Source organism: Allorhizobium sp. GW101-3B10 (assembly GCF_059424725.1).
Genome location: NZ_JBWKZR010000002.1, coordinates 80,167 through 105,150, shown reverse-complemented (window position 1 = coordinate 105,150; position 24,984 = coordinate 80,167). Strand labels below are relative to the sequence as shown.

Below are 24,984 nucleotides of genomic sequence, written 5' to 3'. Positions count from 1 at the left end.
CATGCGCAGGAGGGGAACATCATGAACAGCCAAGTCTTCGAGGCGCTGAGCGCAGAGACATTGCCGGTTCGGCTGGGCGGAAACGTCGCCGTGAAAGAAAAGATCGGCGACGATTCGTCCCGCTGGACCATCAAGGAAGTCGGCGACGGCAACCTCAATCTGGTCTTCATCGTCACGGGCGAGACGGGAGCCGTGATCGTCAAGCAGGCGCTGCCCTATGTGCGCTTGGTGGGCGAAAGCTGGCCGCTACCGCTCAAGCGCTCATTCTTCGAGTATCACGCGCTGAAGCGCCAGGGTACGCGCGACCCCGGCATGGTACCGGAGGTCCTGTTCTTCGACCAAGCGCAGGCCATCATCGTCATGGAGTTCCTGACGCCGCATGTCATCCTGCGGCGCGCGCTGATCGACGGGTGCAAGCTGCCGAAAATCGGCCGCGACCTCGGCCTGTTTGTTGCCCGCACGCTGTTTCGCGGCTCCGACCTTTTCATGGTGACCCGTGAGAAGAAGGCGGATGTCGCGCTGTTCTCCGACAATATCGAGCTTTGCGATATTACGGAAAACCTCGTCTTTTCCGATCCCTATTTCGAAGCGCCGCTCAACCGCCACACCACGCCGCAGCTCGATCCGCTCGTCGCCGAACTGCGCGCCGACCGCGACCTCAAGGTGGAGGCACAGCGGCTCAAGCACCTCTTCTCTGCCAAGTCCGAAACGTTGTGCCACGGCGACCTGCACACCGGTTCCGTCATGGTGACCGACGACGAGACACGCGTCATCGACCCGGAATTCGCCTTTTACGGCCCGATCAGCTTCGACGTCGGCATGCTGATCGCCAATTTCTGGATGAACTATTTTTCGCAGGCCGGCCATGAGACGGCACCCGGCGCACGCGACGCGATGCGCGCCTACCTGCTCGATACGATCGATACCCTTTGGGAAACGTTCCGCGCCGAATTCGCCCATCTCTGGCGCACCGAGCGCAAGGGCATCCTCTATCAGGCAAGCCTTTTCGAGGACCGCCATGATCCGCTCGCTGCCGAGCAGGCCCTCATCAGCGTCATTGACGAAATCTGGTGCGAGATGCTGGGCTTTGCCGGCATCGAGATCCACCGCCGCATCCTCGGCCTTGCCCACAACGCCGATTTCGAAACCATCGCCGACCCCGACCGCCGTGCGCCCTGTGAAATCAAGGCGCTGAAGCTCGGGCGTCACCTCGCCGTCAACCGGCAGCGCATCCACAGCCTCCGCGACATTCGCGAGACGGTGGAGCGGCTAGAAAAGGAGATTCTCGCGTGAAAGTCGGAGAACGCCACTACCATACGATCTGGCTGAACGAGGACGGCCGCGCCGTCGACATCATCGACCAGCGCTGGTTGCCGCATGAATTCCGCGTCGTCACGCTGACGACCGTCGCCGAGGTCGCCGTCGCGATCCGCGATATGTGGGTGCGCGGCGCACCGCTGATCGGCGTCACCGCCGCCTATGGCGTCGCCATCGCCATGGCGAAGGATCCGTCCGACGCGCATCTCGACGCCGTTTGGGAAGAGCTGAACGAGACCCGCCCGACCGCCATCAACCTGCGCTGGGCGCTGAATGCGATGCGCGAGCATCTGCGTCCATTGCCGCAAGCCGCGCGCGCAGAAGCCGCCTATCGGCGTGCCGCCGGGATCGCGGAAGAGGACGTCGAACTCAACCGCGCCATTGGCGCGCATGGCCTTGAGGTGATCCGTGAAATTGCTGCCAGGAAAAAGCCGGGCGAGCCCGTGCGCATCCTTACCCATTGTAACGCCGGCTGGCTTGCCACTGTCGACTACGGAACCGCGACCGCACCGATCTACATGGCCGTTGAAGCGGGCATTCCGGTCCACGTCTATGTCGATGAAACCCGGCCGCGCAACCAGGGCGCCTATCTCACCGCCTGGGAAATGAACGGCCATGGCGTGCCCCACACGCTGATTGTCGACAATGCAGGCGGCCATCTGATGCAACGCGGCGATGTCGACATGGTGATCGTCGGCACCGACCGCACGACGGCGAACGGCGATGTCTGCAACAAGATCGGCACCTATCTGAAGGCCCTCGCCGCACGCGACAACGACGTTCCTTTCTATGTGGCACTCCCCTCGCCAACGATCGACTGGACTGTGCATGACGGTGTCAGGGAAATCCCGATCGAGGAGCGCAACGCCGACGAAGTGAGCTTCGTGCAGGGTCGCGCCGCCGACGGCTCGATTGCCAGCGTGCGCATCTCGCCGGAAGGCAGCCCTGCCGCCAACCCCGCCTTCGACGTCACGCCGGCGCGCCTGATCACCGGCCTCATTACCGAGCGCGGCATCGCCACGCCGTCGCCTGAGGGCCTGAAGGCCCTCTTCCCGGAACGGAGATGAGACGATGAGTCTGACCAACGAAAAGTCCAGCGAGGCGATCGCGCTCGGTATCCGCCGCCGCGTGTTCTTCCACACGATGAAACACAATGGAGGCTATCTCAGTCAGGCCTGCTCGGCGGCCGAGAGCCTGGCGCTGCTCTATAATGAGTTGCTGAAGCTTGGCGAACCGACGCTGCCGAAGGTGCCGCTGCCGTTCCGCAGCGTACCCTCGGCCCATAATCCGGATGCCTTCACGGGCGCTGGCTATCACGGGCCCGTCGGCCCGCAATACGATCGCTTCTTCATCTCGCCCGCCCACTATGCACTCGTCATCTATTCCGCGCTGATCGAGACCGGCCGTATGGACGAAAATGCGCTCGACCATTTCAACAAGGACGGCGGCTCGGTCGAGATGATCGGCGCCGAGCATAGCCCCGGCATGGAAGTCACGACCGGCTCGCTGGCGCAGGGTCTTTCCATGGCGTCGGGCGTCGCGTGGGCTCGGCTCAGAAAAAAGGAGCCCGGCAAGGTCTGGGTCTACATGTCCGACGGTGAGTTTCAGGAGGGGCAGACCTGGGAATGCCTTGCGGCGATGAGCTATCACAAGATCGACAATATTCGCGTCATCGTCGACGTGAACCGCCAGCAATGCGATGGCGCCATGGCCTCAGTCCTGGATCTCGGCAATCTCGCCGCGCGTGTCGCGTCCTTTGGCGTCAGCTGCCGCTCGGTGGACGGTCATGATCTCGGCGCATTGCGCGCCGCAGGCGTCAGCGCAGAGGCCGGCAAGCCGCTTGTGATCCTCGCCAATACGTCTCCCTATCAGGGTATGGACTTCCTCAAGAAGCGTTTTCCACGCCTGCACTATGTGCGCTTCAAGAGCGCGGAGGAGCGACTGGAAATGCAGGCCGCGCTTGCCGCCGAACTCGGCATCGATCTCACCGTGATGGAAGGGGCCTGAGCATGGTCGAAATCGTCAACCGCCCTTACGCCAAGGCCTTCGAGGCCTTTGCCGCGGCTCGACCCGAAGTGCTGTGCCTCTCGGCCGACCTCACCTCCTCCTGCGAGGTCGATGGTTTTCGCGATCGGTATCCTGAAAAGTTCCTGTCGCTCGGCATGGCCGAGCAGAACATGCTGTCCTTCGCCGGCGGCCTTGCCATGCAGGGGTTCCGACCGTTCATCCATACCTTCTCGGTATTCCTCTATCGCCGGCCCTACGATCAGTTGATCAATTCCATCGCCTATTCCAACCGCAAGGTCCGGCTGATGGGCTTCCTGCCCGGCATCACCACGCCAGGCGGCATCACCCACCAGGCGATCGAGGACATCGCGGTGCTGCGCGCCGTGCCCAACATGACGATCCTGGAAACGGGCGATGCGACGGAAGTCGAGACCGTGCTCGAGGTCGCCGACAGCATCGACGGCCCGGTCTATGTCCGCATTCTGCGCGGCGAAGTGCCTCGCCTCTTCGCCACACCGTTCGAGTTCAACAAGCTCAGAGTTCTTTCGGAAGGCGACGACATACTCGTCGTCTCTTCCGGCGTCTGCACGGAGGAGGCCTTGCGCGCCACGCAGCCGCTTAAGGCGCGCGGGATCGGCCTGACGCATCTGCATGCGTCGACACTGAAACCCTTCGACCGTGACGGCCTGCTGAAGGCCGCACGCGGCAAGAAGGGTATCGTCACGCTGGAGAACCACACGATTGTCGGCGGCCTCGGCTCGCTGGTGGCGGAAATTCTCGCGGAAGAAGGGCTCGGCATCCGTTTGAGGCGCCTCGGCCTCAACGACACCTTCGCCCACGGCGCTTCAAAACCCTATCTCATGAGAAAGTATGGGCTCGACGCCGGCGCGCTCGTCACCGCGATCGGTGAGCTTGTCGGTAGGCCACTGGCGATCGATGAGGATGAACTTGCGGAAGTCCGCCTCGATCATGTCCATTCCGCGCAGAAGGCGGAGGCACTCTGATGGCCCCGCGCTTCACCGTGACTTATTTCATCCGCGCAGGCGATGGGGCGGAGGCGAAAGGCCGTGCCCTCGACATCGCGCTGGAACAGACCGTCGAAATACCCCGCGACGCCGTGCCAAAGGGCTATGTCGAAGACGAGATCCTCGGCAGGCTGGAGACGCTGGAGAAGGATCCGACAGGTCGGGTGGGCTATCTCGCGGCGATCTCCTATTCGGAAGACGACGTCGGTGGTGATTTCCTGCAGTTCATCAACATCGTCTTCGGCAACAGCTCGATCAAGCCCGGTTTGAAGGTGGAGGACATCGACCTTTCGCCGGGAATTCTCGACCTCTGCAAAGGCCCTCGTCACGGCATTGCCGGGCTTCGCGCCCAAGCGGGCATAGGCGAGACCCCCCTTCTGATGTCGGCTATCAAGCCGGTGGGCCTCTCGACAGCGGAGCTCGCCCGCCTCGCCCGTGACTTCGCGCTCGGCGGCATGCACTTCGTGAAGGACGATCACGGTCTGGTCGACCAGAAGACATCGCCTTTTGAAGAGCGGCTGAGAGCCTGCGTCGAAGCCGTTGGCGAGGCGAATGCGAAGAGCGGCGGCAAGACGAGCTTCGTACCGAATATCACCGGTCCCGCGACCTCCATCATCGAGCGCGCAAAACGCGCGCAAGAAGCAGGCGCCGGCGCCGTGATGATTGCTCCGGCACTGGCCGGCTACGACGTCGTTCGCACCCTTGCCGCAGATCCGGACTTCTCGCTACCCATCGTCTCGCATCCCGCCTTTTCCGGCGCGAATGTCGTCTCACCCGATTGCGGCTTCTCGCACCGCAGCTTTTTCGGCACCCTGCACCGGCTGATGGGTGCGGACGCTGTGATCTATCCGAATTTCGGTGGGCGTTTCGGCTTTACTCGCGAAGAGTGCCTGTCGATTGCGAGGGCTTGTGCGGTCGACATTGGCGGACCCAAGGCGATCGTTGCCGCGCCGGGTGGCGGCATGACCTTCAGCCGCGTGCCCGAAATGCGAGAGGCCTATGGCAACGACGTCATGTATCTGATCGGCGGCGCGCTGCTTCAGGAGCCTAACCTGGTCGATGCCTGCCGCCGCCTCGTCGCCATCGTCCAGGCCTGACAGGTATAATCAGGCCTGATAGGAACTACCGATTGGAGCGATTTGCATCTCTGCTTGGCTCCCTTTCGAGACACTTAAGAGCGATCGCTTTTCTGTTCTAGGCGCGGGCAAGTCCGGCCATGCCACCTCCGGCGTTGAGCACCGATACCGACTTACGACCGGCTGTAGAACATGAGTGCCCGCTGCAGCTCTTGTTCGTAGAAAGCGCGTGCCGCAGTGCCCGTAGGATCGCCGTGAAATAGACCCAGCGTATCGGCCGCCGCGAAAAACCCCCTGGCGGGCAGCCCGTGACTCAACCTGCTGACGCAGAGCGCCGCGAGCAAAGGCCGGCCTGCCGCGACGTCTTCAGCCATGAGGATCTCCAGTGCCTCTGTCACGCGATGGATCGTCTGCGGCGGAGCGAGCCCGAGACGAAGCGCAAGTTGATTATAGGTAATCGTGCGCCCTGTCTGCGCCTGGTCGATCAGGAGTTCCCGCATATGACGTGTCAGCATGATACCTCTCTGACTCCGGCCGACCTGGTTCGGCGAGGGTGGATGTGCGTTATACACCCAACCGGGTCCAACGGTACCGAAGCTCGCCTGGCCACATCTGCCGCGGTCTCGCCTTCCTTGACTTCTCGCTCTGTCGCGCCCATCTTGGGCTCATGTTGACCCAATGCTTCCATACTGGTCCAAAACGGGTGTGCCTTATCGCAGGCATATGACCCCGGCCCGTTCGCGTCGCGAACAGGTCACGGGGAACAGGTAGCTTTCCGCAAGTCGGATGAAGCCGCCACGAAGCGACAATCCAACAATCATTGACGAACTTCTGCAGCACGCGCCCTGGCGCCTAGCTGAACACATGTACAGGAAACCAGCAATGGCTCCCGAGAAGAAGACACACCGCAAGCCGGCAATCATCGTTACCTTGTCCGATCACAAGAGGCTGTCACGGCTGGCCGAGGCGCATGCCGCACGTGATCCGGAGGTTTCCGGCGAACTCCTGAGCGAGCTCGACCGGGCCCGCATCGTCAAGGACGACCAGATCCGCGCCGACGTCGTCGGCATGGGCTCGACCCTCAGATTCACCAGCGATCTTGGCGAAGACCGCACCGTGACGCTCGTCTTCCCTGGCGAAGCGGATATCGCGGCCGGCAAAGTCTCCATTCTTACCCCGATCGGTGCCGCCCTGATCGGGCTCTCCGCCGGGCAGTCCATCGATTGGTCCGCCCGCGACGGCCGCGTCCATCGCCTTACCGTGGAGGCAGTCAAAGCACCGGCTGTTGGCACCGCAGCTGTCGCGGCCTCCGCGGAACATCGGACGGCATCATGACATGCCGTCTGTTGCCTTGCCGCCTCTCGCTCTATGGAGGCTGCCTCATCGCAGGATAATCACCCCTGCCCCGCCACGTGCGGGCAGGGGATCTCTCGTCCATGTTTATGTACGCGCTCCTTGCGGAGCGAAGGAGAACTGCGAAATGTCGAACGACAACTTTATCCTCACCACGAAGGATCTTACTATTCTGGAGGCGATGCGCGACAACCCTCTGGGCCGCCACGCGCCGCTCGTGCCGCTCATTCTTCACAAGATCGGAAGGGCCATCGTCGTGTTCCGAGACGATCTGCCGGATGGCATCGCCAGCATCAACAGTCGGGTCACCTTCCGCGTCAACGGCGGCGAGATCGATACGCGCGTGCTTTCGACCGGCCAGGCAACGGGACCGGTTGGCATGTTCATGCCCATCACGACCCTGCGTGGCCTGGCTCTTCTCGGTCTTGCAGAAGGCCAAGGCATCGCGTTGACCAACGCAGACGGTTTCGAAGAGCGGATCCTGTTGGAAAAGGTGGAGTACCAACCCGAGGCGTCGCTTCGCGAACGCCGGGCGCTCGGCCAGGCGACGGTTGCCAAGGGGCAAAAGCCGGTGCTGCGCATTGTGTCCGGCGCGCTTGGCCAGGCGCGCCGCCCGGCTTCCGTCACGCCGGATGGTTTCGACGATCCGGGACCGTCGGCTGCCTGAGGCACGCCCAGCCGCCAGACACGGACGCTCGCCCGATACGGCGCACGCGTCCGTGTCAGAAAACGAAGAAGTGTCCGTCGTCGAATGATTTGAGACTTTTGGGGCTCTGGAAGAATGGAGTTTCCGGCTCGGTTTGCGGATTGATTCAAGCTGCTTTGGCCTGGTGGTTCAAGCGGCGTTGTCTGATGGTTTCTCGTTTGATCCTTTCGCGTTCGAGCAGTATGGTCTGGCCGCGTCCGAAGTAGACGTCGGCCGGAGTGAGGTTGTCGAGGCTCTCGTGGTATCGGCGATGGTTGTAGTGCTCGATGAAGGCTGCGATCTGGGCTTCGAGGTCTTCTTTGAAGAAGTAGTTTCCAGCAGGATGCGGTTCTTCAACGTCTGATGCCAGCGTTCGATTTTCCCTTGTGTCTGCGGATGGCCGGGAGCGCCATGAACCTGGTTGATCTTGTATGTCTCCAGCCATTCACCGAGATCGGAAGCGACGTAACACGGGCCGTTGTCGGACAGCAGGCGCGGCCGGTGCTCGACCTTGACCTTGTCGCAGCCTGAGGCGGCCAGCGCCAAGTCGAGCGTGGCTGTGACATCGTCTACCTTCATGCTGGTGCACAGCTTCCAGGCGATGATGTATCGCGAGAAGTCATCGAGAATGGTCGACAGGTAGAACCATCCCCAGCCGATGACCTTCAGGTAGGTGAAGTCGGTTTGCCACATCTCGTTCGGCCGCGTGGTCTTGTCCTTGAACTCGTCATTGGCCTTGATGACGATATAGGCTGGCGACGTGATCAGGTCATGAGCTTTGAGCAGGCGATAGACCGAAGGCTCTGATACGAAATAGCTTTCCATGTCGGTGAACTTCACCGCCAGCTCGCGCGGCGACAGATCGGCGTGGTCCAGCGCCATGGTGACAATGCGATCCCTGATATCGTCGGGAATGCGGTTCCACACCCGTGATGGCGCAGAAGTCCGGTCTTCCAGCCCCTCGACGCCGTGGGTCTGGAACCGGTCATACCATCTTTGAAATGTTGGCCTGGAAATGCCGAGCTTGTCGAGGGTCTGCCGAACCGACAGATGTGACTGCTCGACCAGCTGGATGATCTCAAGTTTCTCAGTGGCGGGATATCTCATTCCACGTCGCCCCCATGCCCGATCATGCTTTTTTTGAGCAGGCGGTTCTCCAGGGTGAGGTCGGCCAGCGCTTCCTTCAGGTCGCGGCTCTCCTTGCGCAGGGCTTTCACCTCGTCACTCGTTGCCGAACGGGCAGTGTCGCCTGCAAGCCGCTTCTTGCCAGCTTCGAGGAATTCCTTCGACCAGCTATAATACAGGCTCTCGGCGATCCCCTCGCGGCGGCAGATCGCGGCGATGCTGTCTTCGCCACGCAGGCCTTCCAGGACGACCCGGATTTTGTCCTCGGCTGAATGGTGCTTGCGCGTGGCGCGGCGGATGTCCTTGATCGTCTTCTCGGCCGCCGACGTCTGCGGCCCGGATTTTTGTCTCATCTTCGCTTCCTTTGATAGAGCTACGATGAGCCGAAAATCCTCTCTTCTCAATTAAGCCAGTTCTGTCTCCTGGGCGCTGATGTCGGACAAGGCTAGGCTCTTTCGGTCACGGATCAATGGGCCGGCCATGGGGCTGGATGCCGACCAGTTAGTCGGTGACTCACCCTTGCGCGACGGGATTTGGGCCAGCTGAAAGCTCCAGCACTGAGCGGGCCAGCGCGTTTCGATCAAGGCCGAAATGGCGGTAAAGGTCGCCAATGGTTCCGGTCTGCCCAAAATGTTCGACACCGTGCGGCACCGTTCTTTGCCCTGCGACTGCGCCAAGCCAAGCGAGGGTGGCCGGATGGCCGTCAATCGCGGTGACGATCATGCAGTCTCGTGGCAGGCCGGCGAAAAGGGTCTCGACATGGCTGCGGGCCTTCGCGTTTCCGCGCGCGCGGGCGCGCTGTGCCGCCGTCCAGCCGGCATTCAGCCGGTCGGCCGAGGTCACAGCCAGCACGCCAACATCGCGCCGATGCTCACCGACGATGCCCGCCGCAGCAATCGCCTCGGGGGCGACGGCGCCCTGATAGGCGATGACCACGCTACAATTGGGCCCAGGCTTGCGCAGCCAATACGCACCGTCAATAGCACCCTGGCGGAAGGCGTCGTCGGCGCGCTTGCCCGGCTGTTCGATCGGGTTGGTGGTTAGCCGCAAATAGACCGAGCCACCGGTTTCATCGCGCAGCCAAGTGCGTTCATCGGGGTCGGCGTCGCCATCGCGCTGCAGATAGTCGAAGGCCCATTCCATGATCACCGCCAATTCGTCGGCAAAGGCGGGCTCAAAAGCGGCCAGTCCGTCCTGCGACATACCGGTCAGCGGCGTGCCGATGGATTGGTGCGCGCCGCCTTCGGGTGCCAGGGTGACCCCAGAAGGCGTGCCGACGATCATGAAGCGCGCGTCCTGATAGCAGGCGTAGTTCAGCGCATCCAACCCGCGGTGGACGAAGGGGTCATAGACCGTGCCAATCGGGAACAGCCGCTTGCCGAAAAGACTATGCGACAGACCAGCCGCGCCAAGAAGTAGGAACAGGTTCATCTCGGCGATGCCCAGTTCGATATGCTGGCCTTCCGGTGCGAATTCCCATTTCGCGGTCGAGGGGATGCGGTGCTCGATGAAGGCATCGGCCTGGGGTTGGCGGGCAAAGAGCTTGCGCCGGTTGACCCAGGGGCCAAGGTTCGTTGTGCCGGTCACATCAGGCGAGGTGGTGACGATGCGGGCAGCAAACGCGCTGTCGCCCTTGGAGAGATCATCAAGGATCTTGCCGAATGCGGCTTGCGTAGATATCTCGCGGTTACTGTCAAAGGCGATCCGGGGAACCGCCAACTTGGCGTCGTGAAACCGGCGTCGGCCGTTGGCAAAGAAGGGAACTCGGCTAAGGAATTTGCGCAGGGCGGCCACATCGCTGACCGCCGCAAAAGGCTCCCACTCCTGCCCCTGCGGCACGTCCATGTGCTTTTGCCAAGCCGCAAATTGCGTCGGGTTCATCAGCCCGCCATGGTTGTCTTTGTGGCCTGCGATGGGTGTGCCCCAGCCCTTGATCGTATAAGCAAGAAAACAGGTCGGACGGTCGTGATCTATGGCCGCGAAGGCCTCGGCCATGGTCTGCACGCAGTTGCCGCCCAGGTTTTCCATCAGTGCGGCCAGTTCGGCATCGCTGCGCCGGTCGATCAAGGCGGTCACATCACCTTGATCACCCAGATCGTCCATCAGCCGCTTGCGCCAGACCGCGCCCCCCATGAAGGTCAGCGCCGAATACTGTTGGTTCGGGCAGGCGTCGATCCAGTCGTGCAAGGCCGCGCCGCCGGGTTCGGCAAAGGCCGCGCGTTGCAGCGCGCCGTATTTCACACGGACCACATTCCAGCCGAAGGCGTCGAAGATCTTTTCAATTCGGCCGAAAAGCCCTTCGCGCACGATCCCGTCCAGCGACTGGCGGTTGTAGTCGATGATCCACCAACAATTGCGCAGGTCGTTCTTCCAGCCTTCCTGCAAGGCCTCATAGACATTGCCCTCGTCCAGTTCCGCATCGCCCACCAGCGCCACCATGCGGCCGAGGATCAGGTCGCGGCCCCAGTCCTTTGCGGCGATGTAATCCTGCACCAGCGAGGCAAAGGACGTGATCGCCACCCCCAGTCCCACCGAGCCGGTCGAGAAATCTACATCGTCCCCATCCTTGGTCCGACTGGGATAACTTTGCACCCCGCCGTAGCCCCGGAAATTCTCCATCTTCTCGCGGGTCTGGTTGCCCATCAGATACTGGATTGCATGGAAGATCGGCGAGGCATGGGGCTTGACCGCCACCCGGTCCTCAGGTCGCAGCGCGCAGAAGTAAAGTGCCGTCAGGATCGACACCATCGAGGCCGACGACGCCTGATGCCCGCCGATCTTGATACCGTCCACCTTGGGCCGGACATGGTTCGCGTGATGGATCATCCAGTGTGACAGCCACAGAAGGCGCTGCTCGATAGTCTTCAGATGGATGAAGTCCGCGCGTGTCATCGGCAGCTCCTTTTCGCGGGTGGTGTCAGGCATCCGAACGGGCTGAGACGATCTCGCCCGTCAGCGCGACAGGGTTGAGGATGGTCTGTGCGTTCGGGCTGTGTGCCACGGCCTTGCGGTGCAGTTCGGCCAATTGTTCGGTGGTCGCATCGGCCATCACGTGGATCTTGTAGCGGATTTCCGGAAAACCTACGGGGGAATTGCTGCCGATCCCCAAGAAGCCTCGCAGGTCCAGCGTGGCATCCAGATCAATCCGCAGGCTTTCCAACTGGATGCCCCCGGCCGTTGCCCCGGCCACGAAGGCGACCATCATGCAGGCCCCAAGTCCCGACAGCAGCAGTTCCTGCGGGTTCGGCCCGTGATTGTTGCCCATCAGTTGGCGCGGCTCGTCCACCTTCCAGGTGAAGGACCGGCTGACACGGTGCGGCCCGACGCGCATCGGCTTTGCTTCGGCACGCGAGCGGGTGCCGCTTTCCCAATCAAGAACGACGCCATAGTCCATGACAGCTTCTTCAGGGACGCTGGTAACTTCGTTGGCAAATTCGCTGAGTGCGGCGGTGGGCAGACTGTTACGCATGAGCGGCTTCCTTTGCGGGATGGATCTGGGCAAGTGCCTGTTCGAAATCGGCAATCAAATCAGCGGCGTCCTCGATGCCGACCGAGAGGCGCACGCAGCCGGGATGAATGCCGATGGCGGCCCTCTGGCGGACCGTGAAGCTGGCCTGCGAGGTGTTGAACGGAAGGCTGACAAGGCTCTCCACCCCACCAAGACTTGTGGCCTGTTTGGGGATGCGCAGCGCATTCACCAGAGCCAGCGCCGCCGCATCGCCGCCGCCGACAAAGAAGGTGACGTTGCCAGTGCCGTTTCTCAGCAGCCGTCGCGCCACGGCACGGTCCGGATGGCTTTCGAGGAGCGGATAGAAAACGCGTATCACCCCCGGGTGGCTTTCCAGATACTGCGCCAGTGCAAGCGCGCCTTCTTCGTGCGCCCGCATCCGGATGGCCAGCGTCTTGAGCCCGCGTTCGAGTAGGAAACAGGCGTGCGGATCCAGTGAGCCGCCAAAGTTCAGGAGTCTCGGCCAGATCATGTCGATCAGCTTGCGCGGGCCGGCGGCCACCCCGGCGATAAGATCACTGTGGCCGTTGAGGTATTTCGAGGCCGAATGCACGACCACATCGGCGCCATGCTCCAGCGCGCGCATCGCAATCGGCGGGGCAAAGGTCGCGTCGATTACCAAGCGCAGACCATGGCGGCGGGCAATCTCGGCTAGACGCGGAACATCCATGATCTTCAGGAGCGGATTGGTGATCGCCTCGAAATACATCAGTTGCGTCTCAGGTCGGATCGCGGCCTCAATCGCGGCGAGATCCTGCGGATCGCAAAGCGTGGCCGACATGCCGAAGGTCGGGAACTCCTGGTTGAAGAGATTGTAGGTGCCGCCATAAAGATCGGCCGAGGCCACCACATGGGCGCCCCTGTCTACCAGCGCCATTACCGTGGCGGTAATCGCCGCCATGCCCGATGAAAAGACGATGGCCGATTCCGCCCCTTCCAGGGCTGCCAGCTTTTCCTGCACTGCCCACTGCGACGGGTTACCATAGCGCGAATAGATGAAGCGGTCGCGGGCAAATCCCTGTTCGATTGAGGCGTATTGATCCGCCCCCAGAAGGAAAGTTGAGGCCTGATAGATCGGGGTGCCGACTGCCCCAGTGCGCGGATCGTCATGGGTGCCGGCATGAACGGCCGTTGTCGAGGGCCCTGCAGCGGACAGATCATGGCCGGGCAGGAAAGGCCCGGCAACCCGCTTGCGATCAAGGCAGTTCAGCCAGCCGCCTTCGGTGGGACGCGGGGCGCGGCTGGACGCATCGCCGCGGATCTGGGTATCGGACATCGTTGCCTCCAACTGTCGGGGAAATGGGGTTATGCCGCTTCGGCATTGTGCGCGGCAAGCGCTTGCATCAGATCGTCAAGAATGTCCTCCACCCCTTCCAGCCCGACCGACAGACGCACCAACCCTTCCGCGATGCCGTGGGCGGCGCGTTCCTCGGGCGTATAGGTGGAATGGGTCATGCTGGCGGGATGCTGGATCAGGCTTTCGGCGTCACCCAGGCTGACCGCGCGCTGGATCAAACGCAGTCGGTTCATCATGGCAATGCCGCCTGCCTTCCCGCCGACCACCTCGAAAGGAATCATGCCACCGAACGCCGCCATCTGGCGCCGCGCAAGCACCGCCTGAGGAAAGCTGTCGAGCCCGGGATAATGCACGCATTTCACCGCCGGATGCGCCTCAAGCGCGCGGGCGATGGTCAGTGCAGAGACAGAATGGTGACGCACCCGCAGGTCCAGCGTCTTGATCCCGCGCAGAAGGAGCATGGCACTAAAGGGCGACATAACCGCCCCCGTCATGTCTTTGATCCCGACCAGCCTGATCTGTGCCATGTCTTCGGCTCGCCCTGCCACCAGCCCCGCGATCACATCACCATGCCCGCCCAGGTATTTGGTGGCCGAATGCACCACGATATCGGCACCATGCTCGATAGGCCGCGTCAGAACCGGCGTGGCATAGGTGTTATCCACCACCACCTTCGCCCCATGCCGATGGGCGATCTCGCTGATCGCGGCAATGTCCACCAGCCGATTATTGGGATTGGCGGGCGTCTCAAAATAGACGATCCGGGTCTTCGGCCCGATCGCTGCCGCCAGATTGGCTGGATCGGATAGATCGACCGGCCGCACAGTCACGCCAAAGCGCGGCAGGCCGTGGGTCAGGAAGGCAAAGGTGCAGCCGTAGAGCGTCTTGTCCAATATCACCTCGTCGCCCGCCTGCAGAAAGGTCCAGAGAGTCGAGGTGATCGCCCCCATGCCCGAAGCCGTACATAGCCCGGCCTCCGCGCCTTCCAGATTGGCGATCCGCCGCTCCAGATGGTCCAGCGTTGGGTTCGAGATGCGGCTGTAGAAATGCCCCTCGGCCGCGCCGGCGAACATCGCCCCGCCGGCCTCGGCGGTCTCGAAGGCGAAGGTCGAGGACAGGTACACCGGAGGATTCAGCGCGCCCTGATGCTCGCGGGCGTCGTAGCCATGGTGAATGGCGCGTGTGGCAAAGCTGGGTGAGGTGTCGCGCATGGTTCCATCCTTCTGGCTTGGTTCCAGACTGCGCTTGTTGTCGTGGCATTTGGTTGCTAATATTGCCATGAAATTCATTGAAATTGGCATTTAATGCCAAGAAAGGCCAGAATGGACGAGAAAGATCGCCAGATCATACGTGCGCTTCAACGCGATGGACGGGCTACGAATCTGGAAATTGCGGCCGAAGTGAACCTGTCGCCCTCTCCATGTCTTCGGCGTATGCGCCTTCTGGAAGAAAGCGGCGCGATCCTTGGCTATCGCGCGATTGCCGACCAACGCGCCTATGGCGTGCCCGTCACGGTCTTCATCCGCATCCGCTTGGAACGCCACAGCGGCGAGACCGTGAACCACTTTGAGTCGCGGATCCGGGCGCTGGATGAGGTTCTGGAATGCCACCTGATGACCGGCCCAGCTGATTACCTACTGCGGGTCGTCGTGGCGGGGCTGGATGCCTATGAGGATTTCATCCGAAATCGCATTCACCCCATCGGAGGCATCGCTTCAATCGATTCGAGTTTCGTCTATGGGTCGGTGAAGAATTCTGGCGTGTTTCCGCTGGTCGGATGATGAGTTTGATGTGTCTTCGCGGTGATGTCTGGATCGAGGACGAACTGACGGCAGAGTTGAAGAAACAGCTCCGACCCGGACTGGATGCGATCCTTCGATGGCTCGGAGCGCCGCCCCCCGCCGAAGATGCCCGGCCGGCAACGCAGGCTGGTCCAGCCAGTAGCGCAACGCAGGCAAAGCCGGGACGCGCGCCTTCCTCCACCAGAAACCGAGGCGCGTTGCGCCTGATGGCCCCTCGTCGCAACCAGCTTGCGCGTCACGCCGACCACAACCAAACCCGATCACCCCATTTCCCGAGCCGCTGTTTGAAGCGACTGAGGATCCGGCGGGTTTCCAGGACGCGCTCGTCTATCACATGCGCCGTTTCGGCGAGAGCTACGGGCACCGTTCGCCTTCGCGATGGACCTGATGTCCTGGGGCGTGCGGGCCAGCCTTAACGCTCGGCGTTGTGACGAACCCGTGGCTGTCATCCTCTCTGGCGCGATCGTCGTCCTGCGGAGGCGAGGTCCTTAGCCAGGCGGACCCATTGTCGGCTGATTGCCGTTCAAGGGAAAGGAGCCTCTCCGCACCGCCGGGACCGAAACGGCTCGCCCCAACGCTTGACGCCCGATCATGCCGATAGCGAGTGCCTTGTCGTGCGAAGATCTCGAACGAGGGGACGAGGACTTGAGCACACAGTGTGGACATCATGGCACAGGTCGTTTCGTGATAGTCGGCTGAAATTGGAGCTTCGCCCCGGCCAGTGAAGGTATTCATCATGGAATATCGGTCGCTGAAACAGGCCAAATTGTAAGCGAATGAGACCTGGAGCCGAGCGGTCACATTGCTCGGGCGCCGACCCCGCCTGCGATGGCGCCGCGCCTGAGCCGATGTGCCGGCCCTAAGGGCCGGCGCGGTTCGTCCGGCCTTGAATCCAGCCGAAGCCGAGTTTTTCTGATATTTCGCGTGAGGCGCCGACCAGACTCTCGAGATAGGCAGTGCGGTTGCGCAGTCCGTCTTCGCGCGGCGCCACCAGACAGAGCGTGGCGATGCAAACCCCATCGGCCTGATGGATCGGGGCGGCGAAGCAATGGGTAAAGTTCTCGACCTCGCTATTGAAGGTGAAGAAGCCGTCCTTTGAAGCCTGGCGGACCTGCGCGATGAAGTCCGCCGGATCGAGACGCCGGCCACTCGGCAATACGAAGTCCTCCTGCGGGATGTAGTCGAGCACTTCTGCATCTGAGAGATGCGAGACCAGGAGGCGCCCGGACGCGGTCCACGGAAGCGGAACCAACTCGCCGACGCTCGACGAAATGCGGAAAGGCCGCAGGCCTTCCCGCATCATGGCAACGGTATATTTGTTGCCTTCGAGAAGGCACATCTGCGCCGTCTCGCGGGTCTCCTCGACGAGACGGACGAGCATGCGATCGCATTCCCTCATCAGGTCGAACTGCTCGGCATAGGCCGAGCCGAGGAAATAGAGCTTTCGACCGAGAAAGACCCGACCCTCGCCGCCCTGATAGTCGAGCATGCCGTGACGCAGCAGGAGATTCACCAGCTCATAGACGGAAGAACGCGGCGCGCCGATCTCCGACGCGATCTCGTTCGGCCGCATCGGCTGGCGCTTCTGCCGCAGGAATTCGAGGATGTCGAAAGCCCGGTCCAGACCCCGCGTGCGGCGCGATACGATGTCTTCGGCATCAGCCATGGTGTTCCTCATCTGGAAGAGACGGGCCAGACCGGCGGCCGCATCCCTCGATCAGGCGCGGTCCGCGCGATAGGCCACGCAGTCGACTTCGACCTTGCAATCGACCATCATCCGGGACTGAACGCAAGCGCGAGCCGGCGGGTTGGCGCCGAAAAACTCGGCATAGACCCCGTTGAAGCTCCAGAAGTCGCGGGGGTCGTCCAGCCAGACGCCGATGCGCACCACGTCCTCCAGCCCGTAACCTGCCTCCTTGAGGATGGCGATCATGTTCTCGATCGCCTTGCGGCTTTCGGAAACGATTCCCCCGCTGACGATCTCACCCTTTTCCATCGGCACCTGGCCGGACACATAGAGCCAGCCATTGGCTTCCACAGCACGGGCAAAGGGCAGGGGCTGCCCGCCGGCGCCGGTTTCACCGGCGCCGTAACGCTTGATAGTCATGTGACCTCACTTTTCTTCTAGTTGAAACTCGATGTCTTGAGGAACTCGGCCAGCCGCTCCGTCTTCGGTCGGACGAACATCTCCTTCGGGTCGCCCTCCTCGCAGATCATCCCCTGGTTCATGAAGATGACGCGCGTCGAAACCTCGAATGCGAAGCGCATTTCATGCGTGACCAGCAGCATGGTCATGCCGTCTGACGCCAGTCCCTTGATCACCTGCAGAACCTCGCCCACCAGCTCGGGATCGAGCGCAGACGTGACCTCGTCGAACAGCATCAGCCGCGGGTTCATGGCGATCGCCCGGGCGATCGCGACACGCTGCTGCTGGCCGCCGGAAAGCTGGCCCGGATAGTGGTCGGCTCTTTCGCCTAGGCCGACCCGGTCGAGCCAGGTCTCGGCGATCGCCCGCGCTTCCGACCGGGCCATCTTCTTCACCTTGACGAGGCCGAGCATCACATTTTGGGCCGCTGTCAGGTGCGGGAAGAGATTGAACTGCTGGAAGGCCATACCGGTCAGCGCGCGTTGGCGGGCGATTTCCTTTTCCGCCTTTCGTCGCCGTTGCGCACCCTCGACATGGTAGCCGATCTCCTCGCCGTCGAGCCTGATGGTCCCGCCCTGGAACTCCTCCAGCATGTTGATGCAGCGGAGCATGGTGGTCTTGCCCGAGCCGGAAGAACCGATGATCGAGATCACCTCCCCTTCCCTGACCGTGCAATCGACGCCCTTGAGCACTTCGAGCGTGCCGTAGGTCTTCCGCAGTCCGGAGATTTCGAGAATTGTCTTTGCCATGGGTAGGAAATCCTCAGGTCGGCACGACCGTCTTGCGCTCGACATATTTACCGAAGCGCTCGATGGCGAAATTGACGACGAAGTAGAGCAGGCCGGCGAAGAAATAGAATTGCAGGCTCATGAAGTTGCGGGAGATGACCTCCTGCGTGCGCAACAGGAGTTCGGTCACGCCGATCACCGAGAGCAGCGTCGAGGCCTTGACCATTTCCGCCGCGGTATTGACCCAGGCGGGCAGGAACTGGCGCAGGGCCTGCGGCCACAGCACATGGGCGAAGGTCTGTCCGAAGGTCAGCCCGATCGCCTTGGCGGCCTCGGTCTGGCCGACCGGGATCGCCTGAAGGCCGCCCCGCACGATCTCGCCGACATGCGAGGAGCAGAAGACGGCAAGCGCCAGGACGCCCGCCGAAAACGGACCAAGATCGATCCCGACGGCGGCGGAAACATAATAGCTCGCCAGGACGAGCACCAGCACCGGCGTGCCCCGGACGATATCGGTATAGGCCCGGACGGCGAAGCGCACCGGCCCCTTGCCATAGGCAAGCGCCAGGCCGACGAGAACGCCGAGCGCCGAACCGAAGGCGATCGCCAGAAGAGAAATCGAGACGGTGACGCCGAGGCCCTTGAGGATGACGAAGCGGGCAAGCCAGAGCTGTTCGAAGAAGGCAGGAAAATCGCTCACAACATCACCTCGCAATTGCCAGCCGGCGCTCGGCGAGACGCATCAGTGCCGCCAGCGCCATGCAGGTCGCGACATAGAGGCCGGAAGCCACGATCCAGGTTTCGATGACCCTGAAGCTCTCGACATTGATCTTGCGGGCCTCGAATGTGAGCTCCGGCACGGCGATCGCCGCGGCGAGCGACGTGTCCTTGAAAAGCGAGATGACCGTCGACGACAGGGATGGCAGGACGTTGCGCAGCATCAGCGGCATGACAATGGATGTGCGGATCTGCATCGGCGTGAGACCGATCGCCAGGCCCGCCTCCGGCAATCCCTTGGGAATGGAAAGCAGTCCTGCGCGGAACACTTCCGCCAGATAGGCGCCGGAATAGATCGACAGGACCGCGACGAAGCTCTCGATCTTTCCCAGCCTGACGCCCATCTGCGGCAGCGCGAAATAGGCAAACAGCACCAGCACCAGGATGGGCAGGTTGCGGATGATCGTGACATAGGCCGTCGCGGGCCAGGACGCGATCCTGTGCTTCGAAACGAGCGCAAACGCCACAGCGAGCCCGATCAGCACGCCGACCAGGATGGAAACGAAGGCGAGCCCGAGGCTGAGCGCCAGGCCTCCCAGAAGCTGGTCGAAGTTGCGCCAGACCGCTGCAAAGTTCAGTGTGTAACCCATGACTACCCGTCGCCCGGAAGTGATGGAACGGGAGAGGGGTCTCCCGTTCCATTGTCGCTTACTTGTATTCGACCGGGAAGCCGATCTGCGGGGGCGCAAGCTCCTTGCCGAACCAGGTCTTGTAGGACTTGGCGTAAAAATCGAATTCGACGCCGGTCATAGCTTCGTGCAGAGCGGTATTGACGAAGTTCAACCAATCCTGGTCGCCGCGCTTGACGCCGCAGGCGTAGGTCTGCGGGTTCCAGCCGTAGCCGGCATCCTTGTAGCGGCCCGGGTTCTGCGTCATGTACCAGGCCAGCGAGGACTGGTCGGTCGCGGCGGCGTCCGAGCGGCCCGATTCCAGCGCCTGGTAGATCAGGTCGACGGAATCATACTGGTCGACGGTGGCTTCCGGCAGGGCCGCATGCACCATGTCCTCGGCGTAGACGTTCTGCAGAACCGAAATCGTCACGGACGAACCGGCGGCCTTCAGCGCTTCGTAGTCTGCATACTTGCCGTCTGCCTTCAGCATGAGGCCCACGCCCTCGCGATAGTAGGGGATGGTGAAGGCCACCTGCTGTGCGCGCTCGCCCGTCACCGTCATGAACTGGCAGGTGAGGTCGACCTTGTCGGTGGTGATGTTGGGAATGCGGGCATCCGACGACTGGTTGACGTATTCGATCTTATCCGGATCGCCGAACAGGGCCTTGGCGACGATGCGGCCCATATCGACGTCGAAGCCCTGGAGCTTGTCGTCGGCGCTCTTGAAATGCCAGGGCGCGTTGGTCGACCCGGTGCCCAGCACCAGATGGCCGCGGGCGAGGACCTCATCGAGCTTGCTCGCCTGCTGGGCGGCTGCCGGCATGGAAATCAGAAAGGTGGCGGCCGCCAGCGCTACGGCGCCGGCGCGGAAGGAAATAGTCATGACGTTCCCCTTTTATTGACTGGTCGCTCCGAATGTCCAATATAACGGACATGTGTCTGTGTTATTGGATTGACGTATTCAGGGACAGCCGTCATAAATTGTCAATAGACGGCCGTGCGCCTTTTCAAGAAAAAGCTTCGGCCTCATTGTCAGCCGCTGAAACTCGTCCATTTTTCCGCTTCCAGAGGTGCCCATGCCCCTTTCCGCCGAAAGTCTCCGCCAGATCGACACGCCTTCGGTGCTCGTCGATCTCGACATTGCGAGGGCCAATATTGCGCGCTTCCAGGCCTACGCGGATTCGCACCGATTGAAGGTGAGGCCGCATATCAAGACCCACAAGCTGCCAATGATGGCCGAACTCCAGCTCGCGGCCGGCGCGGTGGGCATCACCTGCCAGAAGATTTCGGAAGCCGAGGCGATGGTGGAAGGCAGTGCGGCCATTCGCGACGTGCTGATCACCTACAACATCGTCGGCGAACAGAAGCTCCTGCGGCTCAAGGCGCTCGGGCAGAAGATCGCGCTCTCCGTGGTGGCGGACAGCACGACCGTGATCGACGGCCTGTCCTCGACATTCCGGACCGCGGGCGAGCCGCTGACCGTGCTGGTGGAGTGTAACACCGGCGCCAACCGCTGCGGTGTGGCGTCGCCGGCTGAAGCCGCGGCGCTGGCCGCCCATATCGACCAAGCGCCAGGCCTGATCTTTGGCGGGTTCATGACCTATCCGCCGGCCGGTGGCGAGGCGGCGGTCCAGGCATTCATGACCGAGGCCAAGGCACGGGTCGAGGCACGCGGCATTGCGGTGCCCGTCATCACCTCCGGCGGCACGCCGACGATGATGAAGGCCGGCGACGCACCCGTGACGACGGAATACCGCCCCGGCACCTATATCTACAACGACCGTTCGCTGGTTGAACGCGGCGCATGTGGCTGGGATGATTGCGCCCTGACGGTCCTTGCCACGGTCGTATCGGTTCCGGCGGAAAACCGCGCCATCATCGACGCCGGCTCAAAGACGCTGACCTCCGATCTGCTGGGGCTTTCAGGCTACGGCCATGTGCTGGGGCGGGACGATATCGCGATCGACCAGCTCTCCGAAGAGCACGGCCGGCTGGTAAGCGCCTTGCCGATCAACCTGAAAGTCGGTGATCGTGTGCGGATCGTGCCCAATCATGCCTGTGTCGTTACCAATATGGTGGACTGCGTCATGGTCGTGGACGGAGCGAAGCCAGGGGCCGTCCGAGTAGAGGCTCGCGGTTGTCTGGTTTAGGAAAAGAACGGGCGTTTCGAAATCCATCTGCAGGGGTGGCTAGCCAAAGCCCGCGCTGATTTTCAAGCTTAAACGTTTTGAAGTTCGAAGAGGCGTGCAAGCAGATCGTTCTGGGGCGTTGTCACGTTGTTGGGGGCAACCATCCCATCAGTTCAGAGCCCTCTTATCCTCTCCGTTGAGCCTTGGCTTATGCGCGCCAGATTGAGTGGCGGCATCCCTTCGCCGTAGGGCGGAGGGGCCATGCAGTCCTGACCATGAACGGTTCGGGCGCGCGCAATGATCAACATCGAGTACGGCGACACGCCGGCCCCGCGGGCGCGAACCGCTGTCCAAGGCGACTGGAGAGTGTCCAGGAGACCGACTGGCGGGCGCCACCCGTCATTCATGTATCTCAGCGGAAGCCGATAGCCCCGAACGGTATACCAGGGAGCCAGGTTGCCTCCGCTCGCCTTCTCACTACATTTCCATCCCGGCCTTGCGACTTTCGAGCGCAGAAACAACGCGGAAACCGATGGATCGGAACGGTTCCGGAGCGATCCAGCTTGCCGTCCCCATGCTCGTGGTCATCCGCGTATGTTCGCCGACACCAAGCATCAGTTCGGCCAGATGCCGACCCAGCATTGTTCCCTTGGTAATGCCGCTGCCGTTGCAGCCGCCCGAGGCATAGAGATCCTCGTCGAGCTTGCCCCACCACGGAGCGCCGTTCATCGTAAAAGCTGTCGTACCCGCCCAAAGATACTCGAACTGAACATCCTTGAGGCCAGGCCAGCGCCGTTCGAAGCGATCGCGAAGATTGCGGGTCGCATCACCCTCGGCCAATTCGGCTTCGTGTGCGTAAAGGCTGCGGACCATGAGCCTGTCTCGTCCGATTCGGCGAAGTGTCGTGCCAAGCCGGTGGGAGGGCAAAAGTCCCCAGCAGGCGGACTCGCCGAGTTCGTGGACCCGGTTCTCCGAAATCGGCTCGGTCACGGCTGCATAGGTATAGATGGTCGCCATGCGCGATTTAAGGTAACCGAACTTCCGGATAAAACCATTTGTAGCAAGCGCCACCTTCTTGGCTTTGACGACACCCCCGGGCGTCTCCAGTATCCAGCCATCACCTTGGTGCATCCGCGACACGTGCGTATTCTCGAACACCTCGATCCGGGACGGCAATGCCTCCAGAAGGCCGCGCATCAGTGCCGCCGGCTGAAGCAGCCACGTGTCCTGCATATGAATTCCAAAGCGATAGTAGGACGAGCCTATGCGGTGATGGATATCATCCCGGGACAGCGTCGTGTGCGCGATGCCGTTGACCCGGGCAACTTCCAGCACGTTGCGCAGCGAAGCTTCCCCGAGTTCCGTGGCGGCGCCGCGGATGGAGCCGACCTGCTGGAGATCGCATTCGATCGCGTTCTCCCGCACGATCTGCATCAGCCAATCGAACGCTTCCTTGAAGAATGCGGACTGAACCCTTGCTTTGTCCGCCATCTCGATCGACGCGTTGCGCGGCAAGACCTCGGCACCGGTGAACCCGGAATTGCGGGCAGAGGAGCCTTCGCCCACCGTGGTCGCCTCGATCACCGCGACCCGTGCATCCGGATCCAGCTCAGAAAAGCGGCGTGCGATCGCGAGCCCCGTGAAACCGGCGCCGACGACGGCGAGATCGACGGACGTGTCCTGCTGCAATGCAGGTCTCGGGCTGCGGCTTGGCAAAAGAGCGTTCCAACCGCACAGGTTGGAGTATTCCGGGTAGGTCAGCTTTGTCATATTGGCGTCCAGGGGAGTTCCGGGACCGGCGGAACTGCCGGTCCCGGGCCATTCGGATTATTCCGTGAAATGGCTTTGTTCGGTCAGAAGCGGCCCGAGGGACATCGAGCCCTTCAGTTCGAAGCCCCAGTCCAGAGTGTCTTTGCGAATCCAGACCTGGCCGGTTTCGGTTACCGGAACCCCGCAAACATCGGCGACGATGAGTTTTTGCGCTTCCTGCCACAGTTCGATCTGCTTCTTCGGATCGGCTTCGGTGCGTGCGGCCTCGATCTGCTGATCCGCAACGCTGCAATGACTGAAGTTGGTCACCTGACCCGGCGCTCCGATAGCGCTGTTGGAGTGGTAGAATTGGGTGAGGTAGGTATCGGCAACCGGGAAACGTGCTGCGCCATAGTCGACCAGCGGGCTTAGATCCTTGCGGATCATCTGGTGCCATGTGGCATGCTCGACCGGCTCGAGATTGAGCGTGATGCCGGCCTTTGCGAGTTGCGCCTGCAGAAGCTGATCGGTCGTGGCATAGCTTGGCATCTGGCTCGAGATCATCTTGATGGTCAGGCCATCAGGATAGCCAGCCTCGGCCAGTAGAGCCTTGGCCTTTTCAAGATCGTGCGGCAGCAGACCTACCTCAGCATTCAGGCCAAGGTTGTTCGAAGGGATAACGGACTTTGCCACACGCGTGAAATCGGCTCCGCGGAACTGCGCGATTTCACCGGGGTTGATTGCGTGGGCAATGGCCTGGCGAACTCGGATGTCATCGAACGGCTTCTGGTTCCGATTGAGGTGAATGACGGTAAGCTCGGCGGGATCGAAGATATCGATCTTGGCGCCCGGCATCTCCTTCATTCGCTGCAGCCAGCGCTGATCGGTCGTGCCAGCGGCCACATCGATTTCTCCTGCCGTGAAGGCGAGGTCTCGCCCTGCCGCGGCATTCAGAAAGCGATAGGTTACCTTCTCGATCTTCGGTGCGCCGCGGAAATAGTCCTTGTGAGACACCAAGTTCACAGCCACGCCCGGATCCACGGACTCAAACTGGAAGGGCCCAAAACCGACGGGATTGCGCGTGAAGCCTTCTCCGCGTTCCTCATAGGCCTTCTTGCTGATGATGAAACCACCAGAATAGTTGGTTAACAAGCCAAGCAGGCTCGGCACCGGATTGGCAAGCGTGATGCGAACCGTATGCGGGTCGACTGCTTCGACACTCTTGATGGCCTTGTAGTCCGTCGCAAAGGCGGAGCGTTTCGGATCGGCGGACTTCTGAAGGCTGAAGACGACGTCGTCGGCCGTCACCTCCCCATAGCCGTGCTGCCACTGAACACCTGGGTGGAGCTTGAAGGTCCAGACCAGATTGTCGCTGCTCGCTTCCCAGCTTTCTGCAAGATCCCCCTCGATGGAAGAGGGATCGGTCGAACCCGGGGCAAAGCGAACCAGTCCGCCATAGATCCAAGCGACGAGCGTTCGGTCCGACGTGCTGGACGCGAAGTGCGGGTCCAGATTACCGATATCGGCTGAAGCAGCGCCAACCCGCAGCTCCGTCTGGGCCGCAATCGCTGCGGCGGGAATAAGGGCGGCAGACGCTAGAAGCGCAGCCAGTAGTCGCATGCTCAGACGTGTTTGGTTCTTCATTGCAA

Annotated in this window: 22 protein-coding genes and 1 pseudogene; 9 read left to right on the top strand and 14 right to left on the bottom strand. The window is 61.9% G+C overall.

Annotation, left to right across the window (positions count from 1 at the left end; all coding sequences use genetic code 11):
- Nucleotides 1–21 precede the first annotated feature (21 nt).
- Genes mtnK through AC07Y0_RS24710 form a run of 5 tightly spaced genes read left to right on the top strand, consistent with a single transcriptional unit; the run spans nt 22 to nt 5,446 of the window.
- On the top strand, nt 22–1,293 hold the full coding sequence (gene mtnK, locus AC07Y0_RS24730; RefSeq protein WP_498680421.1) for an S-methyl-5-thioribose kinase: 1,272 nt from the start codon (nt 22–24) through the stop codon (nt 1,291–1,293).
- Nucleotides 1,290–2,384 (top strand): S-methyl-5-thioribose-1-phosphate isomerase, encoded by a 1,095-nt coding sequence (mtnA, locus tag AC07Y0_RS24725; protein WP_498680420.1) that lies wholly within the window; start codon nt 1,290–1,292, stop codon nt 2,382–2,384. Before mtnK ends, mtnA begins: the two co-directional genes overlap by 4 nt.
- 4 nt (nt 2,385–2,388) lie before the next feature.
- Nucleotides 2,389–3,324, top strand: a complete 936-nt coding sequence (locus AC07Y0_RS24720) for a transketolase (protein WP_498680419.1) — start codon at nt 2,389–2,391, stop codon at nt 3,322–3,324.
- A 2-nt stretch (nt 3,325–3,326) separates the two neighbouring features.
- Nucleotides 3,327–4,328: a transketolase family protein gene (locus tag AC07Y0_RS24715; RefSeq protein ID WP_498680418.1), complete on the top strand. Its 1,002-nt coding sequence runs from the start codon at nt 3,327–3,329 to the stop codon at nt 4,326–4,328.
- A complete protein-coding gene (locus AC07Y0_RS24710) occupies nt 4,328–5,446 on the top strand; it encodes a RuBisCO large subunit C-terminal-like domain-containing protein (RefSeq protein WP_498680417.1) in 1,119 nt (372 codons plus the stop codon). The genes AC07Y0_RS24715 and AC07Y0_RS24710 overlap by 1 nt, the downstream gene beginning before the upstream one ends.
- A 152-nt stretch (nt 5,447–5,598) precedes the next feature.
- Here the strand turns inward: AC07Y0_RS24710 and AC07Y0_RS24705 are convergent, their stop codons facing one another.
- Nucleotides 5,599–5,940: a hypothetical protein gene (locus AC07Y0_RS24705; RefSeq protein ID WP_498680416.1), complete on the bottom strand. Its 342-nt coding sequence runs from the start codon at nt 5,938–5,940 to the stop codon at nt 5,599–5,601.
- 367 nt (nt 5,941–6,307) lie between these two features.
- On the opposite strand from AC07Y0_RS24705, the gene rnk reads away from it, so the two are divergent.
- Entirely contained in the window at nt 6,308–6,760 is a 453-nt protein-coding gene (gene rnk / locus AC07Y0_RS24700; RefSeq protein WP_498680415.1) for a nucleoside diphosphate kinase regulator, read from the top strand.
- A gap of 145 nt (nt 6,761–6,905) precedes the next feature.
- Nucleotides 6,906–7,445 carry a GreA/GreB family elongation factor gene (locus tag AC07Y0_RS24695; RefSeq protein ID WP_498680414.1) on the top strand — a complete coding sequence of 180 codons (540 nt, stop codon included), beginning with the start codon at nt 6,906–6,908 and terminating at the stop codon, nt 7,443–7,445.
- Nucleotides 7,446–7,590: 145 nt separating this feature from the next.
- Here the strand turns inward: AC07Y0_RS24695 and AC07Y0_RS24690 are convergent.
- The 5 genes and pseudogenes from AC07Y0_RS24690 to AC07Y0_RS24670 form a co-directional block, all read right to left on the bottom strand.
- Nucleotides 7,591–8,941: pseudogene (locus tag AC07Y0_RS24690) on the bottom strand (IS3 family transposase).
- Nucleotides 8,942–9,101: 160 nt separating this feature from the next.
- On the bottom strand, nt 9,102–11,480 hold the full coding sequence (locus AC07Y0_RS24685) for a thiamine pyrophosphate-binding protein (protein WP_498680413.1): 2,379 nt from the start codon (nt 11,478–11,480) through the stop codon (nt 9,102–9,104).
- Between the two features lie 25 nt (nt 11,481–11,505).
- Complete coding sequence (locus AC07Y0_RS24680) at nt 11,506–12,057, bottom strand: OsmC family protein (RefSeq protein ID WP_498680412.1); 552 nt, start codon at nt 12,055–12,057, stop codon at nt 11,506–11,508.
- Entirely contained in the window at nt 12,050–13,372 is a 1,323-nt protein-coding gene (locus AC07Y0_RS24675; protein WP_498680411.1) for a trans-sulfuration enzyme family protein, read from the bottom strand. The genes AC07Y0_RS24680 and AC07Y0_RS24675 overlap by 8 nt, the downstream gene beginning before the upstream one ends.
- 29 nt (nt 13,373–13,401) lie before the next feature.
- Nucleotides 13,402–14,604, bottom strand: coding sequence for a methionine gamma-lyase (locus AC07Y0_RS24670; RefSeq protein ID WP_498680410.1), 1,203 nt, complete (start codon nt 14,602–14,604; stop codon nt 13,402–13,404).
- Nucleotides 14,605–14,715: 111 nt separating this feature from the next.
- Between AC07Y0_RS24670 and AC07Y0_RS24665 the strand changes: the two genes are divergently transcribed.
- A complete protein-coding gene (locus tag AC07Y0_RS24665) occupies nt 14,716–15,174 on the top strand; it encodes an Lrp/AsnC family transcriptional regulator (RefSeq protein WP_498680409.1) in 459 nt (152 codons plus the stop codon).
- 880 nt (nt 15,175–16,054) lie between these two features.
- Here the strand turns inward: AC07Y0_RS24665 and AC07Y0_RS24660 are convergent.
- From AC07Y0_RS24660 to AC07Y0_RS24635, 6 genes are read right to left on the bottom strand one after another with little or no spacing between them, the layout of a single operon-like run.
- Complete coding sequence (locus AC07Y0_RS24660) at nt 16,055–16,861, bottom strand: IclR family transcriptional regulator (RefSeq protein ID WP_498680408.1); 807 nt, start codon at nt 16,859–16,861, stop codon at nt 16,055–16,057.
- Nucleotides 16,862–16,912: 51 nt separating this feature from the next.
- Complete coding sequence (locus tag AC07Y0_RS24655; RefSeq protein WP_498680407.1) at nt 16,913–17,302, bottom strand: RidA family protein; 390 nt, start codon at nt 17,300–17,302, stop codon at nt 16,913–16,915.
- Between the two features lie 17 nt (nt 17,303–17,319).
- Nucleotides 17,320–18,090, bottom strand: a complete 771-nt coding sequence (locus tag AC07Y0_RS24650) for an amino acid ABC transporter ATP-binding protein (protein ID WP_498680406.1) — start codon at nt 18,088–18,090, stop codon at nt 17,320–17,322.
- A gap of 13 nt (nt 18,091–18,103) precedes the next feature.
- Nucleotides 18,104–18,769 (bottom strand): amino acid ABC transporter permease, encoded by a 666-nt coding sequence (locus AC07Y0_RS24645; RefSeq protein WP_498680405.1) that lies wholly within the window; start codon nt 18,767–18,769, stop codon nt 18,104–18,106.
- 4 nt (nt 18,770–18,773) lie between these two features.
- Entirely contained in the window at nt 18,774–19,436 is a 663-nt protein-coding gene (locus AC07Y0_RS24640) for an amino acid ABC transporter permease (protein WP_498680404.1), read from the bottom strand.
- A gap of 58 nt (nt 19,437–19,494) precedes the next feature.
- A complete protein-coding gene (locus tag AC07Y0_RS24635) occupies nt 19,495–20,340 on the bottom strand; it encodes a transporter substrate-binding protein (RefSeq protein WP_498680403.1) in 846 nt (281 codons plus the stop codon).
- 193 nt (nt 20,341–20,533) lie between these two features.
- Here AC07Y0_RS24635 and AC07Y0_RS24630 point away from each other — a divergent pair, with 193 nt between their 5' ends.
- Nucleotides 20,534–21,607: a D-TA family PLP-dependent enzyme gene (locus AC07Y0_RS24630; protein WP_498680402.1), complete on the top strand. Its 1,074-nt coding sequence runs from the start codon at nt 20,534–20,536 to the stop codon at nt 21,605–21,607.
- 456 nt (nt 21,608–22,063) lie between these two features.
- On the opposite strand, the gene AC07Y0_RS24625 is transcribed toward AC07Y0_RS24630, so the two are convergent.
- Complete coding sequence (locus AC07Y0_RS24625; protein ID WP_498680401.1) at nt 22,064–23,356, bottom strand: NAD(P)/FAD-dependent oxidoreductase; 1,293 nt, start codon at nt 23,354–23,356, stop codon at nt 22,064–22,066.
- A gap of 57 nt (nt 23,357–23,413) precedes the next feature.
- Nucleotides 23,414–24,979, bottom strand: a complete 1,566-nt coding sequence (locus AC07Y0_RS24620) for an ABC transporter substrate-binding protein (RefSeq protein WP_498680400.1) — start codon at nt 24,977–24,979, stop codon at nt 23,414–23,416.
- Between the last annotated feature and the right edge of the window lie 5 nt (nt 24,980–24,984).

Bases quoted from the DNA above. Each gene is read 5' to 3' on its own strand.
- AC07Y0_RS24670 (WP_498680410.1), bottom strand. From the start codon at position 14,604: ATGCGCGACACCTCACCCAGCTTTGCCACACGCGCCATTCACCATGGC.
- AC07Y0_RS24650 (WP_498680406.1), bottom strand. From the start codon at position 18,090: ATGGCAAAGACAATTCTCGAAATCTCCGGACTGCGGAAGACCTACGGC.
- AC07Y0_RS24695 (WP_498680414.1), top strand. From the start codon at position 6,906: ATGTCGAACGACAACTTTATCCTCACCACGAAGGATCTTACTATTCTG.
- AC07Y0_RS24625 (WP_498680401.1), bottom strand. From the start codon at position 23,356: ATGACAAAGCTGACCTACCCGGAATACTCCAACCTGTGCGGTTGGAAC.
- AC07Y0_RS24640 (WP_498680404.1), bottom strand. From the start codon at position 19,436: ATGGGTTACACACTGAACTTTGCAGCGGTCTGGCGCAACTTCGACCAG.
- AC07Y0_RS24635 (WP_498680403.1), bottom strand. From the start codon at position 20,340: ATGACTATTTCCTTCCGCGCCGGCGCCGTAGCGCTGGCGGCCGCCACC.
- AC07Y0_RS24720 (WP_498680419.1), top strand. From the start codon at position 2,389: ATGAGTCTGACCAACGAAAAGTCCAGCGAGGCGATCGCGCTCGGTATC.
- AC07Y0_RS24685 (WP_498680413.1), bottom strand. From the start codon at position 11,480: ATGACACGCGCGGACTTCATCCATCTGAAGACTATCGAGCAGCGCCTT.
- AC07Y0_RS24655 (WP_498680407.1), bottom strand. From the start codon at position 17,302: ATGACTATCAAGCGTTACGGCGCCGGTGAAACCGGCGCCGGCGGGCAG.
- AC07Y0_RS24675 (WP_498680411.1), bottom strand. From the start codon at position 13,372: ATGTCCGATACCCAGATCCGCGGCGATGCGTCCAGCCGCGCCCCGCGT.
- rnk (WP_498680415.1), top strand. From the start codon at position 6,308: ATGGCTCCCGAGAAGAAGACACACCGCAAGCCGGCAATCATCGTTACC.
- AC07Y0_RS24715 (WP_498680418.1), top strand. From the start codon at position 3,327: ATGGTCGAAATCGTCAACCGCCCTTACGCCAAGGCCTTCGAGGCCTTT.
- AC07Y0_RS24680 (WP_498680412.1), bottom strand. From the start codon at position 12,057: ATGCGTAACAGTCTGCCCACCGCCGCACTCAGCGAATTTGCCAACGAA.
- AC07Y0_RS24665 (WP_498680409.1), top strand. From the start codon at position 14,716: ATGGACGAGAAAGATCGCCAGATCATACGTGCGCTTCAACGCGATGGA.
- AC07Y0_RS24660 (WP_498680408.1), bottom strand. From the start codon at position 16,861: ATGGCTGATGCCGAAGACATCGTATCGCGCCGCACGCGGGGTCTGGAC.
- AC07Y0_RS24630 (WP_498680402.1), top strand. From the start codon at position 20,534: ATGCCCCTTTCCGCCGAAAGTCTCCGCCAGATCGACACGCCTTCGGTG.
- AC07Y0_RS24705 (WP_498680416.1), bottom strand. From the start codon at position 5,940: ATGCTGACACGTCATATGCGGGAACTCCTGATCGACCAGGCGCAGACA.
- AC07Y0_RS24620 (WP_498680400.1), bottom strand. From the start codon at position 24,979: ATGAAGAACCAAACACGTCTGAGCATGCGACTACTGGCTGCGCTTCTA.
- AC07Y0_RS24710 (WP_498680417.1), top strand. From the start codon at position 4,328: ATGGCCCCGCGCTTCACCGTGACTTATTTCATCCGCGCAGGCGATGGG.
- mtnK (WP_498680421.1), top strand. From the start codon at position 22: ATGAACAGCCAAGTCTTCGAGGCGCTGAGCGCAGAGACATTGCCGGTT.